This is a genomic window from Pseudarthrobacter sp. AG30 (assembly GCF_003116525.1).
In the GTDB taxonomy this organism is placed as follows: domain Bacteria; phylum Actinomycetota; class Actinomycetes; order Actinomycetales; family Micrococcaceae; genus Arthrobacter.
In genome coordinates this window covers 1-14,847 of record NZ_QEHL01000031.1, presented here as the reverse complement: position 1 = coordinate 14,847, position 14,847 = coordinate 1, and the positions used below count along the sequence as shown (strand labels likewise).

The 14,847-nt window shown below is 67.0% G+C and carries 14 protein-coding genes, 1 rRNA gene and 1 pseudogene; 5 read left to right on the top strand and 11 right to left on the bottom strand.

Annotation, left to right across the window (positions count from 1 at the left end):
- The 3 genes and pseudogenes from DC347_RS19710 to DC347_RS19700 all read left to right on the top strand — a co-directional run.
- Positions 1–526: pseudogene (locus DC347_RS19710) on the top strand (MmgE/PrpD family protein); the annotation flags it as partial.
- Positions 526–1,428 carry a methylisocitrate lyase gene (prpB, locus tag DC347_RS19705; RefSeq protein WP_109864181.1) on the top strand — a complete coding sequence of 301 codons (903 nt, stop codon included), beginning with the start codon at positions 526–528 and terminating at the stop codon, positions 1,426–1,428. The pseudogene DC347_RS19710 and the gene prpB, both read left to right, overlap by 1 nt.
- A 62-nt stretch (positions 1,429–1,490) precedes the next feature.
- A complete protein-coding gene (locus tag DC347_RS19700) occupies positions 1,491–2,630 on the top strand; it encodes a bifunctional 2-methylcitrate synthase/citrate synthase (RefSeq protein WP_018763507.1) in 1,140 nt (379 codons plus the stop codon).
- 114 nt (positions 2,631–2,744) lie between these two features.
- On the opposite strand, the gene DC347_RS19695 is transcribed toward DC347_RS19700, so the two are convergent.
- The gene (locus DC347_RS19695) at positions 2,745–3,227 is read right to left on the bottom strand and encodes an 8-oxo-dGTP diphosphatase (protein ID WP_109864180.1); all 483 of its coding nucleotides are present in this window, start codon (positions 3,225–3,227) and stop codon (positions 2,745–2,747) included.
- A gap of 87 nt (positions 3,228–3,314) precedes the next feature.
- Between DC347_RS19695 and DC347_RS19690 the strand changes: the two genes are divergently transcribed.
- Complete coding sequence (locus DC347_RS19690) at positions 3,315–4,016, top strand: hypothetical protein (RefSeq protein ID WP_109864179.1); 702 nt, start codon at positions 3,315–3,317, stop codon at positions 4,014–4,016.
- Positions 4,017–4,053: 37 nt separating this feature from the next.
- Here DC347_RS19690 and xerD read toward each other — a convergent pair whose 3' ends face one another.
- The 9 genes from xerD to DC347_RS22040 are packed head-to-tail and all read right to left on the bottom strand — an operon-like array spanning position 4,054 to position 13,467.
- Positions 4,054–5,085, bottom strand: coding sequence for a site-specific tyrosine recombinase XerD (gene xerD, locus DC347_RS19685; RefSeq protein ID WP_206073973.1), 1,032 nt, complete (start codon positions 5,083–5,085; stop codon positions 4,054–4,056).
- Positions 5,085–5,744 carry an NUDIX hydrolase gene (locus tag DC347_RS19680; protein ID WP_109864178.1) on the bottom strand — a complete coding sequence of 220 codons (660 nt, stop codon included), beginning with the start codon at positions 5,742–5,744 and terminating at the stop codon, positions 5,085–5,087. Before DC347_RS19680 ends, xerD begins: the two co-directional genes overlap by 1 nt.
- 27 nt (positions 5,745–5,771) lie before the next feature.
- Complete coding sequence (locus DC347_RS19675; RefSeq protein ID WP_109864182.1) at positions 5,772–7,547, bottom strand: CTP synthase; 1,776 nt, start codon at positions 7,545–7,547, stop codon at positions 5,772–5,774.
- A gap of 27 nt (positions 7,548–7,574) precedes the next feature.
- Positions 7,575–9,314: a DNA repair protein RecN gene (gene recN / locus DC347_RS19670; RefSeq protein WP_109864177.1), complete on the bottom strand. Its 1,740-nt coding sequence runs from the start codon at positions 9,312–9,314 to the stop codon at positions 7,575–7,577.
- 4 nt (positions 9,315–9,318) lie between these two features.
- Positions 9,319–10,344: an NAD kinase gene (locus DC347_RS19665; RefSeq protein WP_026265079.1), complete on the bottom strand. Its 1,026-nt coding sequence runs from the start codon at positions 10,342–10,344 to the stop codon at positions 9,319–9,321.
- Positions 10,345–10,357: 13 nt separating this feature from the next.
- Positions 10,358–11,173 carry a TlyA family RNA methyltransferase gene (locus DC347_RS19660; protein ID WP_109864176.1) on the bottom strand — a complete coding sequence of 272 codons (816 nt, stop codon included), beginning with the start codon at positions 11,171–11,173 and terminating at the stop codon, positions 10,358–10,360.
- On the bottom strand, positions 11,173–11,424 hold the full coding sequence (locus DC347_RS19655) for a hypothetical protein (RefSeq protein ID WP_018763498.1): 252 nt from the start codon (positions 11,422–11,424) through the stop codon (positions 11,173–11,175). Before DC347_RS19655 ends, DC347_RS19660 begins: the two co-directional genes overlap by 1 nt.
- A 9-nt stretch (positions 11,425–11,433) precedes the next feature.
- Positions 11,434–12,423, bottom strand: a complete 990-nt coding sequence (locus DC347_RS19650) for an HAD-IIA family hydrolase (RefSeq protein WP_018763497.1) — start codon at positions 12,421–12,423, stop codon at positions 11,434–11,436.
- Between the two features lie 6 nt (positions 12,424–12,429).
- Positions 12,430–13,467 carry a hypothetical protein gene (locus tag DC347_RS22040; RefSeq protein ID WP_240617876.1) on the bottom strand — a complete coding sequence of 346 codons (1,038 nt, stop codon included), beginning with the start codon at positions 13,465–13,467 and terminating at the stop codon, positions 12,430–12,432.
- Between DC347_RS22040 and DC347_RS22035 the strand changes: the two genes are divergently transcribed.
- Complete coding sequence (locus DC347_RS22035; RefSeq protein WP_240617875.1) at positions 13,363–14,208, top strand: hypothetical protein; 846 nt, start codon at positions 13,363–13,365, stop codon at positions 14,206–14,208. The genes DC347_RS22040 and DC347_RS22035 overlap by 105 nt on opposite strands.
- A gap of 526 nt (positions 14,209–14,734) precedes the next feature.
- Here the strand turns inward: DC347_RS22035 and rrf are convergent.
- Positions 14,735–14,847 (bottom strand): 5S ribosomal RNA (gene rrf, locus DC347_RS19640); the annotation flags it as partial.

Genomic DNA, 14,847 nt, shown 5'->3' with positions numbered 1-14,847 from the left:
CGGCTCCGGCGCCAACGACCCTCAGAAGTACAGCCCCACCGCGTCCCGCGAGACCCTGGACCACTCCATCCCGTACATCTTCACCGTCGCGCTGCAGGACGGCGCCTGGCACCACGTCGACTCCTACGCCCCGGAACGAGCCGGCCGCCCGGACACGGTGGAACTGTGGCACAAGGTCACCACGGTCGAGGATCCCGAATGGACCCGCCGCTACCACTCCCTGGACATCGCCGAGAAGGCCTTCGGCGGCTCCGTGGAAATCACGCTCAAGGACGGCACCGTCATCACCGACCAGATCGCCGTCGCCGACGCCCACCCGCTGGGCGCCCGGCCGTTCGCCCGGGAGCAGTACGTCAACAAGTTCCGCACCCTTGCCGCCGGGCTCGTGGAGGAGGCCGAGATCGAAAGGTTCCTCGCCGCCGTCGAACGCCTCCCCGAACTCGCCGCGGGCGAGCTGGACCAGCTGAACATCACCGCCGCCCCCGGCGTCATCGACCTGGCGGCAGCACCGAAGGGACTCTTCTAATGCTGTATTCGAAGACGACCCCGGAGCAGAAGCGGATCCGGTTCCGGGAACTGCTCGCCTCCGGGACCATCCAGCAGTTCCCCGGTGCCTTCAACCCGCTCTCCGCGCGGCTGATCGAGGAAAAGGGCTTCGCCGGGGTGTACATCTCCGGCGCGGTCCTCGCCAACGATCTCGGCCTGCCGGACATCGGGCTGACCACCCTTACCGAGGTGGCTACCCGGGCTGGGCAGATCGCCCGGATGACAGACCTGCCCTCGATCGTGGACGCCGACACCGGCTTTGGCGAACCCATGAATGTGGCACGCACCGTGCAGGAACTCGAGAACGCGGGCCTGGCCGGCCTGCATATCGAGGACCAGTTCAACCCCAAGCGCTGCGGCCACCTCGACGGCAAGAACGTGGTGGACCTCGAGACCGCCACCAAGCGGATCCGCGCCGCGGCCGACGCCCGGCGCGATCCGAACTTCCTGATCATGGCGCGCACCGATATCAGGGCCACCGACGGACTCGAGGCGGCACAGCAGCGCGCCAAGGCCCTCGTGGACGCGGGAGCGGACGCAATCTTCCCGGAAGCCATGAAGGACCTCAGCGAATTCCAGGCCATCCGCGATGCCGTGGACGTCCCGATCCTGGCCAACATGACCGAGTTCGGCAAAAGCGACCTCTTCACGGTTGACCAACTGGCCGGCGTCGGCGTCAACATGGTGATCTACCCGGTCACGCTGCTCCGTAGTGCCATGGGCGCTGCTGAGCGTACTCTGGAATCGATCAAATCCGACGGCACCCAGGAGGCCCAGGTTTCGAGCATGCTGACCCGCGCGCGTCTCTATGACCTCGTCGACTACGAGGCCTACAACCGCTTTGACACCGGGGTCTTCAACTTCCAGATCCCCGGAATCTGACACCCCCACCGGACTGCCGGCCCCGGCCGGTCAACAGGCGTTAGGAACAAAGGAGTTTCAGCATGGCTGAAAATGAGATCAAAAAAGGCCTCGCCGGCGTCGTGGTGGATTACACCGCGGTGTCGAAGGTCAACCCGGACACCAACTCACTGCTCTACCGCGGCTACCCTGTCCAGGAACTGGCTGCCAAGTGCAGCTTCGAGGAAGTCGCCTACCTGCTGTGGAACGGGGAGCTGCCCGCGAAAGAACAGCTCGCCGAGTTTTCCGCGCGGGAACGGGCCGGCCGGGCCCTGGATCCGGTGGTCAAGACAGTCATCGACGCGTTGCCCACCACGGCCCATCCGATGGATGTTTGCCGCACCGCAGCCTCGGTGATGGGCGCACGGCACCCCCTGGCCGAAGATTCGTCCCGGGACGCCAACATGGCCAAGGCCATCGACCTGTTCGCCGCCATGCCCGCGGTGGTGGCCTACGACCAGCGCCGCAGGCACGGCCAGGACGTGGTTGAACCGCGCGATGACCTGGGCTACTCGGCAAACTTCCTCTGGATGGCCTTCGGCGAAGAACAGGTCCCGGAGGTGGTGGAGGCCTTCAACGTTTCGATGATCCTCTACGCTGAGCACTCCTTCAACGCCTCGACTTTCACCGCCCGCGTGATCACCTCGACACTCTCGGACCTGCACTCTGCAGTGACCGGAGCCATCGGGGCCCTCAAGGGTCCGCTGCACGGCGGCGCCAACGAAGCCGTCATGCACACCTTCGACGAGATCGGCATCCGGCAGGAGGAATCCCTCGAAGAAGCCGCTGCCAGGGCCAAAGCATGGATGGAAGATGCCCTGGCCCAGAAGAAGAAGGTCATGGGATTCGGCCACCGCGTCTACAAGCACGGCGACTCCCGGGTTCCCACCATGAAGGCCGCCTTGGACAAGATGATCGCCCACTACGGCCGCCCGGAGCTGCTGGGACTGTACAACGGGCTGGAAACCGCGATGGACGAGGCCAAGGCCATCAAGCCCAACCTCGACTACCCCGCCGGGCCCACCTACCACCTCATGGGCTTCGACACCCCTACCTTCACTCCCCTGTTCGTGGCCAGCCGGATCACCGGCTGGACCGCGCACATCATGGAGCAGTTGGACTCGAACTCGCTGATCAGGCCGTTGAGCGAGTACAACGGCGTGGAGGAACGGCACCTTCCCTAGCGGGTGGTGGACGACGGCGGCCCGGGCACCGAAGTGCCCGGGCCGCCGTCGGGCGTTAATCGCCATGGCTGTCCTGAAACACCGTGGCTGTCCAGGCGAAGGTTGCCCGGCAGGTCAGCCCAATAGGCTTTCGGACGAGGCGACGGATTCGTTGTCGGCCTCCATGGTGACCACGACCCTCACGGTCCCGCCTTCGAGCACCACGGGGAGCCAGTGGTCCGCGTCCTGCCACATCCGCTCGACCGGCAAGGTATCCACCGGGAACCATTCGGGCAGGATTTCGTCGCTGGGGGCCGGCTCGCCGTGCCACAGGCGGGCGGTGAAGAGCCTGGTCTGCATGTTCCATTCCGGCCGGGCCGGGAAGACGAAGTGGACCGATCCGGCGTCGGCCAGGTCTTCCACCTGCAAAACCACACCGGTTTCTTCCAGGACTTCCCGGACCGCGGCCTGCTGGTCGGTCTCCCCCGGTTCAACGTGGCCGCCGATGCCCACGATCTTGCCCTTGCCGAAACCTGTCTGCTTCAGCCCCAGAAGGACCTCAGTCCCGTCGGCCCCGTCGCGGAGCAGGAAGCAAAGAGTCACGGCGGCTGCGGTCATGGCTCCAGCCTAACCGGCACCTCCGCGGATACCGGACTGCATCACGCCTGCTGCCACGGGCCTTTCCCCATTGCTACAGTGAGGCCCATGAACCCGGCTGGAGAGGACCACTCCACCCCTGCACCAAAAGTTGGGGCCGTGCTTCGCCGCCCCGTGCCGTTGCCGGGCTGGCTGGCCCGGAATCCGCTGTATGCCGGGTGGGCGTGGACCGGTGCGTGGGCGGTGCTGATCGTTGCCGACGAGTACCTGGACTTGGCCGGCTGGACCTGGTACATCTGCGTGGGGATGGCCGCCCTGCCCACCTTGGCGTGCACTGTGGCCGTGCTTCACGCAACTCCGCGCCGGTACCTCCGGCCAACACGGGAATCTGTGCTGTCGCACTTCTTCGTCAGGTTCCTGGCGTTGACTGCCGCTTTCCTGGTGTGGGGCATCTCGGTCGTGGCCAGCGCCTCAATTTCAACCACGGTCCAGGCGCTTGCCGGCGATTCGGAGCGGGAAGTCACCTCGCTCGGACTCAGCCTGCTCGCCGCGGCCGTCCCGCTGGTTGTGTCCGTGCTGTGGATGGCACTGATCGTGCGCTGCGCGTGGTTCCTGCGACGCCTTCGGGGCTGGCGCCAGGTACCGGTGCATTCGCGTGTGCCGTCAGGGTTCCTGCACCGCTCGCCGCAGCTCCGGCAGGTAGTGGTTGCCCTCGCCCACCCGGGGCTGCTGCTCGTGGCCGGACTGGGCACTTCGATCCTGGCCCTGTCCCTCGGCGCAGCGGAAGTAACCCTGGACCTGGCCGGGTAAACGATCTTTTCCTGCCGCCGGCAGGCCCCGGGGCCGGCTAGCCCAGAGCCCTCGGATGGGCGGCGGCGTAGATCTCCCGCAACGTATCGGCCGTGACCAGCGTGTAGACCTGGGTGGTGGTTACGGAGGCGTGGCCCAGCAGTTCCTGCACCACCCGGACATCGGCGCCGCCTTCGAGGAGGTGGGTGGCGAACGAGTGGCGCAGCGTGTGGGGTGAGACGTCCCTGGTGATGTTGGCTTTCTCCGCAGCAGCCTTCAGGATGGTCCAGGCGCTCTGCCTGCTGATCCGTCCGCCGCGGGCATTGAGGAACAGGGCCGGTGTGCCTTTGCCCTTGGCGGCGAGCAGCGGGCGGCCGCGGACCAGGTAGGCATCGAGGGCGCGTGCCCCGTACGACCCCAGCGGGACCAGCCGTTCCTTCGAGCCCTTGCCGAACAGCCGGACGATGGCGGGACCCGCCCCGGGCTCCGCGAGGGTGATGTCATCGACGTCCAGCCCCACCGCCTCGCTGATCCGCGCTCCGGTGGAATAGAGGAACTCGAGCAGGGCCCGGTCCCTCAACCCGGTGGCAGTGTCAGTGCCCGCGGCCTCGAGGATGCGGGTCACCTCGTCCACACTGATGGCTTTGGGCAGCCGTTTGCCGGCCATCGGCGGATGGACTTCGCTGGCGGGATCGGCCGGCGTGTACCCTTCGAGGGCCCAGAACTTGTGCAGTCCCCTTACCGCCACCACTGTCCTGGCCGCTGACCGCACTCCCAAGGCGGAGCCGCCGTCGGAACCGTCGGAGAGGGCGCGGACGTAACCGGTGACATGATGACGGGTGATGTCCTCCGGGCGGCTGCAGCCGGCGGCCGCGAGGTACCGGGCGTACCGGGCGAGGTCGCGGCGGTAGGCCGCCAGTGTGTTGGCGGCCAATCCCCGCTCCACGCCCACGTGCTGCAAATAATCGGTGATGGCCCGGTCGATGGCCCCGGAACGTCCTGCTGCCGGTTCCGCGTCTGCAGCGGCCGCAGCGGTTCGCGGCGCCGGTCCGGCGGAAGGCACCGGTTCAGCCGAAGGACCGGGACCCATCAGCGCTGGCTGGGGTGCGCGGGCCAGGGGGCGTCGGCGGGGCGGAGTTCCTGGAAGTTGCCGGCACGGGCGGCTGCGGCGGCAAGGATCCCGACGACGGCGGACGGGTTGTGCAGGCGCCCGGCCAGGACGGAGGCCACGGCATCGTCCAAGCTGATCCAGTGGAACTCGATCTCCGCTTCCTCGTCGGTCCGCTCGTGGCGTTCGTGGTGCGGGATCTCGGTGAGGTCGCGGGCCAGGTAGATGCGGATTGCTTCGCTGGACGAGCCGGGCGAATTGAAGACGTCGGCAAGGACGTTCCAGGTTCCGGCGGCGAGGTCGGCTTCCTCGGCAAGTTCGCGGGCGGCGCCCACCACGAAGTCTTCGCCTTCGACGTCGAGCAGGCCGGCCGGCACCTCCCACAAATCCATCCCTACCGGGTGCCGGTACTGCTTCAGGAGCAGGATGCGGCCCCCGGCATCCATGGGCAGGACAGCCACTGCCCCGGGGTGGTCGATATAGTCGCGGGTCAGCGCATCCCCGGACTCGGAAAGCTGGAAAGTGTCGCTGACGACGTCCCAGATCCGGCCCTGGTACACCTTCTCGGTAGACAAAAGACGGCGCGGGCTTGGTGCATCCGAAACCTGCGTTGCAGGGATGGTTTCAGGTGTACCAGGCATCGCGCCGTCCTTCTTCTGCTCTATTGACTACTTAGCGGTAACCGTACCGGATGCCGCGGCCTTCCCGGCCACGGGCGCAGCCGTGTCGGCAACCGCCTGGGATCCGGCGCCTTGGTGGTCCAGGGCCGCCTTGATTAGGCCGGCGAACAGCGGGTGCGGGCGGGTGGGCCGCGAGCTCAGCTCGGGGTGCGCCTGCGTGGCCACGTAGTACGGGTGAACGTCGGCGGGCAGCTCGACGAACTCCACCAGCTTGCCGTCCGGCGAGGTACCTGAGAAGACCAGGCCCTTGTCGGCAATCTGCTGGCGGTACTTGTTGTTGACCTCGTACCGGTGCCGGTGGCGTTCGCTGACGGTCGTGGCGCCGTACGTTCCGGCGATGACCGAGCCTTCGTCAAGCTTGGCTTCGTAGAGGCCCAGGCGCATGGTTCCGCCGAGGTCTCCGCCCCCTTCGACGAACTCGAGCTGTTCCTCCATCGTGGCGATGACGGGGTATTTGGAGTCCGGTTCGAACTCGCTGGAAGAGGCACCCTCCAGGCCCACCACGTTGCGGGCGTACTCGATGACCATGCACTGCAGGCCCAGGCACAAACCCAGGACGGGGAGCTTGGTTTCGCGGGCGAACTTCAAGGCGCCGAGCTTCCCTTCCAGTCCGCGGATGCCGAAGCCGCCCGGCACGCAGATGGCGTCGACGCCGTCGAGCGCCTTAATGGCGCCTTCGCGCGTCTCGCACTCGTCAGACGGGACCCAGCGGATCTTCACCTTGGCCTCGTTGGCGAAGCCGCCGGCGCGCAGTGCTTCGGTCACCGAAAGGTAGGCGTCGGGCAGGTCGATGTACTTGCCCACCAGGGCGATCTCGACGTGGTGCTTGGGGTTGTGGACGGCGTCGAGCAGTTTGTCCCAGCTGGTCCAGTCGACGTCCTTGAACGGCAGGTCGAGGGCGCGGACGATGTAGGAGTCCAGTCCCTGGGAGTGCAGGGTCTTGGGGATGTCGTAGATGCTCGGGGCGTCGGCGGCGTTGACCACGGCGTCGATGTCGACGTCGCACATCCGGCCGATCTTCTCCCGCATGGCTTCGGGAACTTCGCGGTCCGAACGGATCACGATCGCTTCGGGCTGGATGCCGATGGAGCGCAGCGCGGCCACGGAGTGCTGCGTGGGCTTGGTTTTCAATTCCTGGGACGGCCCGATGTAGGGCACCAGCGAGACGTGCAGGAAGAAGACGTTTCCGCGGCCGATGTCCTGGCGGACCTGGCGGGCGGATTCGAGGAACGGCTGGGACTCGATGTCGCCAACGGTGCCGCCGATTTCGGTGATGATGACGTCGGGGGCGTTCTTTCCCTCGGCGGGCAGGCGCATGCGGCGCTTGATCTCATCCGTGATGTGCGGGATGACCTGGACGGTGTCGCCGAGGTATTCGCCGCGGCGTTCCTTCGCGATCACCGTGGAGTACACCTGGCCGGTGGTCACGTTCGCGGAACCTTCAAGGTTCTCGTCGAGGAAGCGCTCGTAGTGCCCGATGTCGAGGTCCGTCTCGGCGCCGTCGTCGGTCACGAAGACCTCGCCGTGCTGGAAGGGGTTCATTGTGCCCGGATCCACGTTCAGGTAGGGATCGAGCTTCTGCATCGTCACGGACAGGCCGCGGGCCCGTAGCAGGTGACCAAGGCTTGAAGCCGTCAGTCCCTTACCGAGCGAGGACGCCACACCGCCGGTGACGAAAATGTGCTTCGTCGTCTTGGAGGAGCCCGGGAACCGGGAATTTACACGGGAATTTGATCGCTGCACCACGGAATTCGAGCCTATCATCAATTCAGCCATCCCGTCGTTGTCCCGTCAGGCCCGCTGGGGCAGGAGCTTGGCGTCGTCCAGCAGTTCGCGGGCGTGTGCCTGCGCGGATTCGGAGTCCTCCTGGCCTGCCAGCATGCGGGCCAGTTCACGGACCCGTTCGGGACCGTCAAGGAGGCGGACATCACTGGACGTGAAGCCTGTGGCGGTTTTGCCGTCGGCTCCCCTGACCGAGGTTTTGGTCACAGTGATGTGCTGGTCAGCGAAAGCAGCCACCTGGGGAAGGTGGGTGACCACCAGCACCTGCACGTGTCGGGCCAGCATCGCCAGCCGCCGGCCGATCTCAACGGCGGCCCGTCCGCCCACCCCGGCGTCCACCTCGTCGAAGACGAACGTGGGGACCGGATCCACGGCGGCAAGCACTACCTCGATGGCCAGCATGACGCGGGACAATTCACCGCCGGATGCACCCTTGCCCAGCGGCCGGGCCGGAGCGCCGGAATGGGGCTGGAGCAGGAAACTGATGTCGTCCGCGCCGTGCGGGCCCAGTTGTCCGGCTGGTTCCAGGTTGATCACCAGGGTGGCGTCTGCCATGGCCAGCGCCGTCAATTCGGCGCTGACACGGGCCGAGAGGTCCTTGGCGGCCTTGGACCGGATCTTGCTGATGGCCACCGACTGCTTCTGGAGCTCCGCTTCGGCCCGCACCACCTCGGCGTCCAGCGCCTCGATCCGGGAGGAGTCGTCCTGCAGTTCGTCGTACCGAACCCGCGCAGTTTCAGCCCACACCAGCACCTCGTCAATGGTGGGTGCGTACTTGCGGACCAGCTTGGCCAAGGCGCCCCTGCGGTCCTCGATTTCGGCAAGCCGTTCCGGCCCTTCCGAGTCCAGTCCTGCCTGGTAGCTGGCAAGTTCCGTGGCGATGTCGTTGAGCAGGAAACCAACTTCGGCCAGGCGTGCGGCGGCGGAACCGAGCTCGGCATCGTGCTCTGCCACATGCTCCAGGGTGCGCTTTGCAGCATCCACAAGCGTGGTTGCATCGGCGGCTTCGCCAAAGTCCTCGGCGATGAGGGCCTGGTGGGCGGTGCTGGCGGCGATCCGGAGTTCCTCAACGTTCGCAAGCTTTACAGCTTCGGCCTTCAGCTGCTCGTCCTCGCCGGGCTGGGGGTCCACGCCGTCGATCTCCGCGAGGGCCGCCTCCAGCGACTCCGCTTCCCGGAGCCGGTCGCGGGCGGCGCTGCGCAGGCTGTCCAGCTCTGCCTGGCTGGCCTTCCACCGGCCGTAGAGCTCCTGGTAGGCGGCCAAGGGCCCGGCCAGGGCATCGCCGGCGAACTTGTCGAGCGCCTCCCGCTGGGCCGTGGCGCTCTTGAGCCGGATCTGGTCCGACTGGCCATGCACCACCACCAGCGACTCGCCGATCTCGGCCAGTACACCCACCGGAGCGGCCCGGCCGCCCAGGAACGCCCGGCTGCGTCCGTCCGCGCCCAGGCGGCGGGCCAGGATCAGCTCGGCGCCGTCGTCGAACTCTTCTGCTTCCGCGCCGGCATCAAGGGCGCGGGCGATGGCCGGGTGCCCGGCTTCAAGCTTCAGGACGGCCTCGGCCGTGGCGCTCTTCGCGCCGCTGCGGACGGCCCCGGCATCCGACCGGGCACCCAGCAGGAGGCCGACGGCGGTGACCACCATGGTCTTGCCGGCACCGGTTTCGCCGGTGACCACGCTCAGGCCCGGGCCGAGCGGCAGCGTTGCGTCGGTGATGACGCCCAGATCGCGGATTCTCAGTTCTTCAATCATGGATTCACTTTGCAGTCGACGGATCGGGGTCGCCGCCGGCGCCGTCCGGCTCCGGGACCTGCAGCGGCGGCATGGGCCGTGGCGTGCGGACCAGCGGGATGGGGCCGGTGTGCACTGCGTCGGCTTTTGGCACGGGGCCGCGCCAGCCGTGGATGGGCAGTTCGAACTTGCGGACCAGGCGGGCAGAGAAGGGGGTCTGGTGGGTGCGGGCCAGCCGCACCGGGTTGGCGGACTTGGTGACCTCGACGCGGGCGCCGGGCGGCAGGTCCACGGAGCGCCGGCCGTCACACCACAGCACACCCTGCGCGTCGGTGCGGCCGAGCACCTCGACGGCCAGCCTGGACCGGGGCGAGACAACCAGTGGCTTGGCAAACAGCGCGTGCGCACTGATGGGCACGATCACCAAGGCTTCCACTTCCGGCCAGACCACGGGTCCGCCGGCAGAGAACGCGTAGGCCGTGGAACCGGTTGGGGTGGCCAGTACGATGCCGTCCGAGCCGAAGGACGTGAGCGGACGCTCATCCACTTCGGTCACAACTTCGAGCATACGTTCGCGGTTGGCCTTCTCGATGGCGGCTTCGTTTAAAGCCCAGGTGTGCCAAATCTTTTGTCCCCTGACCCACACCTGGACGTCAATGGTCATCCGCTCTTCCACCGTGTATTCACGGCTGGCGATCCAGTCGACGGTCTGGGCCAGGTCCGCCCGTTCGCTTTCGGCCAGGAAGCCCACGTGCCCAAGGTTGACGCCCAGCAGGGGCACGTCCTCCTCGCGGACTAGTTCGGCTGCGCGCAGGATGGTTCCGTCGCCGCCAAGGACCATGACGAGTTCAACGTCGGACAGCTGGACATGGTCGTGGAGCACCTCCACCGGCTGGGCCAGGTGGCCAAAAAAACGCTCCATGTCCCCCAGCTCGGACTCCTGCATCACAGGGACGATGCCCGACGCGTGCAGCAGGGCGCAGGCCTCCCAGGCAGCCTTCAGTGATTCCTCGCGGCCGGTGTGGGCAAGGACCAATACACGCCTGCTCATCAGGTTCCGCTCTCTAGTGGTTCGGCCAGATTTGTCCGAGCAACGCAGCGGCTGCTGCCTCTCGCTCTTCGATCTTAGGCAAGTCTTGGGTGTTCCTGCGTTTTATCCACAGGAAGTATTCGACGTTGCCATCCTGTCCCGGAAGCGGGCTGACCGCCAGCCCGCACAGGTCCAGGCCGGCGTCGAGCGCCGCCATGGCGACTTTCTCTACGGCCAGCCTGCGTTCGCGCTCCGACGTGACCACACCCGTCCGGCCCAGGCGGTCCTTGCCGATTTCGAATTGCGGCTTCACCATGAGCACCAGGTCGCCGCCAGGGTCGGTGCAGGCCGCCAGCGGCCGCACCACCAGGGTGAGCGAAATGAAGGAGAGGTCGGCCACCGTCAGGGCGCACGTCCCGCCGATGTCCTCCGGCGCCATGTACCGGACATTCATTCCCTCGTGGACGGCCACGCGCGGGTCGTTGCGGAGGTGCGGCACCAACTGGCCGTGCCCGACGTCGACCGCCACCACGTGCGCGGCCCCGCGGCGGAGCAGGACGTCCGTGAAGCCGCCGGTGGAGGCGCCGGCGTCAAGGCACCTCTTGCCCTGGACGGTGATCGCCGGAAAGGCGTCAAGGGCACCGGCCAGCTTGTGACCGGCACGGCTGGCGTAAACATCCTGGTCATCATGCTCGACGGCGATGTCCCGGCCGTCATCGATCTGGAGGGATGCTTTGGCGAGGACCTGGCCGCCGGAACTGACCTTGCCTTCCGCGATGAGCGACGCCGCGTGGGTGCGTGAGCGTGCCAGGCCGCGGGCCACCAGTGCCTGGTCGAGGCGGACGGGCATCAGGCGCTGCCTCCTGCGGGAGCATTGGCGGCAGGTGCGCTATCCGTGGGGTCGGTGTTGAGCGCGGCCAGCAGGTCGTCGTGAAGCCGGTTGTACAGGTCTTCGTGACCGGCGGTTGGAAGCCGGGGTATCTCCTGGAGACGGTCGACCGCCTGTGCCACGCCTGGATCGGGGATGTCCTGTCCGACGGCCTGCGGCCACTCGGGAGCAGGCTGGGCTGGCACGTTGTCCGGTTCGGTCAGCTCAGTCATGGAACCATCCTAGTGATCCATCCACACCAGCTTGGGCGCCTGCGGGGCGGATGCGTCCGGGGTCGCAGCCCACCAGGCGGCACATGCTGCCCGCCAGGAATCAAGGTCTTCCTTGCTGCCAATGATGCCCACCGCGCCGTTGGCCACGCGTGCCGTCGCCTGGCCGCATGCGTACGTGCCGTCGTCGTGCGTCACGTCCGGGTACGGACGGTGCAGCCCGGCAAGGTCTTCGATGATGTAGTCGGGCCGTTCCGCGGACCGCGCCGCGAGGATGCTTTCCCGGGTGTCGACGCCGGTCAGGACGGCGACCGTGGCAAAGCCTGCGTTGTTGCCGCCCAGGATGTCCGTGTCCAGCCGGTCGCCCACGACCAAGGGACGCTCGGCACCTAGGCGCTTGGCGGCGGAGTGGAACAGCGGTGCCTCGGGTTTGCCGGCGACTTTGGGCTTCTGTCCTGTCGCCGCCGCGACGGCGGCCACCAGGGTCCCGTTCCCGGGTGCGATGCCGCGGGCCTGCGGAATGGACATGTCGGTGTTTGTTGCAACCCACAGGGCACCGGCGGACACCACATAGGTGGCTTCCGCCAGGTCCTTCCAGCCGATGGACGGGCTGAAGCCCTGCACCACGGCCACGGGTTCCTCGTCCTGGCTGCCAACCGGTACCAGGCCTGCCAGCTCTATTTCCCGGGCCAGCGCGGAGCTGCCGGTGATCAGGACCCGTGAGCCGGCCGGGAGAAGCGAGGCCAGCAGGTCCGCCGCCGCTTGGGACGAGCTGACCACCTGGTTGTCCTCTGCCGGGGCACCGAGCTCGCGAAGGTGCCCGGCCACCTCCGCCGGGGAGCGGGAGGCGTTGTTCGTTACGTAGCCCAGCCCGATGCCCAGCCCGGAGAGCTGCTTCAGCGCATCGACGGCTCCCGGGATGGCGTGCGGGCCGGCGTAGACCACGCCGTCCAGGTCTGCGAGGAGTGCGTCGAAGCGGGAAACCAGGGAAGCGTCACTCATCCGGTGTCAGTCCTCCCGGCGTTCGTCGGTGTGCTGGGCGCTGGCTGCCCCGTCTTCGTGGCTTTGTTCCGAGGCGTCGGTATCAAGCTCGTCCTCTTCCACCGAGTCCGGGTCGGATTCGGCGTCGTCGGAGACGAAGTAGTCGGCGTCCTGGTCGTCGAGGTTGCTGTCCTGGACCGTCTTGGCCGCGGTGGCGCGACCAGCCTGGGCGCTTTCCGAGGAAGGAGCGGCGGCGTCTTCGGTTTCGGAGCCCCGTGCTTCCGGGGACGTGGACGCACGCTCCAGCAGCTTCCGGCGTTCGGCTTCTTCCCGGGCTTCTTCCTCTTCGTCCCAGCCGAGGTCGATGATTTCGGGTTCTTCATCGACGCCCTGGCCGAGGGCGTTTTCGGCAACGACGGCCTGCCGGCTCCACTTCTCCGACTCTGCTTGGCGGCCAACAGCGGCGAGGGCGTCAGCGTAGGCGCGGAACAGCCGCGGGCTGTAGGAAAATGCGCGGTTGATGTCCAACTGCTGGATCTCGAGCTCGGCTACAGCGGCATCCAGCTGGCCGAGGTCGGTGCGGGCGCCGGCGGCGACGATAGCCAGTTCCACTTTGCCGGGTGCGTCAAGGTCCTGGGCTTCCTCGGAACGGGCAACGTCCAGCGCCCTGTCCGGACGTCCCAGGCCGCGTTCGCAGTCGGCCATGACAGGTAGGTGGACGTTGGAGCCGCTGATCCGGCGGAACGTGCGGAATTCGCGGAGCGCCTCGCCGTAATGCCCGGCGGCGTAGGCGGTCAGGCCCACCGCTTCACGGACGGCCGCAAGCCGTCCACCACGCCGGCTCGCGGCGAGGGCATGCTGGAACGCCAGCTCAGGTTCGTCATCGATCAACCGGCCGGCCATCACCAGGTGGCGGGCCACCCACTCAGCGCTCTTCGGCTCGAGGGTCTTGATCTGGTGGTGGGTGGCGCGGTCCAGTTCCTTGCCCGTGACGTCCTCATCGATTTCGGGCGAACGTTCGCGGTCCGGCCGGTTGGCGCTGCGGAGATCGGCTGCGTTCGGCACACGGACGGGGCGCTCCTCCTGGCGGTCACGGCCGAAGCCGCGGGGACGCGAGCCGCCCCGCCCGGAGTCTGCACGGGAATCTCCACGATCGAAACTGCGGGGCGCGCGGTCCTGGCGGTCCCCGAACGGCTTGCGGTTCTCGCCGCCACTGAATCCGCGGCGGTCACCCTCACCATCACGACGGGGACGGTCACCAAACGGCTTACGGTCACGGTCGCCGAACGGCTTACGATCGCGGTCACCAAACGGCTTACGATCACGATCACCACCGCCGATGAATCCGCGACGATCCCCTTCACCGTCACGGCGCGGACGATCACCAAACGGCTTACGATCACGTTCACCGAACGGCTTACGGTCACGGTCACCGAACGGCTTACGATCACGATCACCACCGCCGCTGAATCCACGACGATCCCCCTCGCCATCACGACGCGGACGATCACCAAACGGCTTACGATCACGATCACCACCGCCGCTGAATCCACGACGATCCCCTTCACCGTCACGACGCGGACGATCACCAAACGGCTTACGATCACGATCACCGCCACCGCTGAATCCGCGGCGGTCACCCTCACCATCCCGACGCGGACGATCACCGAACGGTTTCCGGTCACGGTCACCGCCACCGCTGAATCCACGACGATCCCCTTCACCGTCACGGCGCGGACGATCACCAAACGGCTTACGATCACGGTCACCGCCACCTGCAGAACCGCCACGGGGGTCACGGTCTGACCTGGAGCGGAACCCGCGCGGGTCCCCGCCGGAATTGTTGTTGCCTCGGAAGGCCCCCCGGTCATTGCCGCGGTTGCCACCGTTGTGCTCGGCCATTTGGATTCCTCCTGTTATGAGCCGACCACTGGCGCAACTGCAGCCGCTCGTTTTGTTTCCTACGCAACCCGAAATCAACCGCTTCGAAGTCCGTGTATCTTCATCAATTCTAGTGGAGACGCCAAATCCCCCGGGACGGCGATAGCCCTGACGGCCGAATCGTGGCAATCTTCACAAAAAGGCCTGGCTCGTGCTCCGAACGCCCGCTCACATCCTGCAGCCTCAACCCGAACGCCCGCTCAGATCCTGCAGCTCCAACCCCGACGCCCGCTCACTTCCTGCAGCTTCTCCCCCAACGCCCGCTCAGATGTGGGCGGGGGTTGCGGGGTTACGTGTCTGGTGTGAGCGGGCGTGGTCGGGTGGGTGGGTGGTGGTGTTTTTAAATGTGGGAGGCCCCAACCTGTTGGTTGGGGCCTCGACCAATGTGTGTGTCCGGCGGTGTCCTACTCTCCCACACCCTCCCGGGTGCAGTACCATCGGCGCTGTGGGTCTTAGCTTCCGGGTTCGGAATGGGACCGGGCGTTTCCCCCACGCTATGACCGC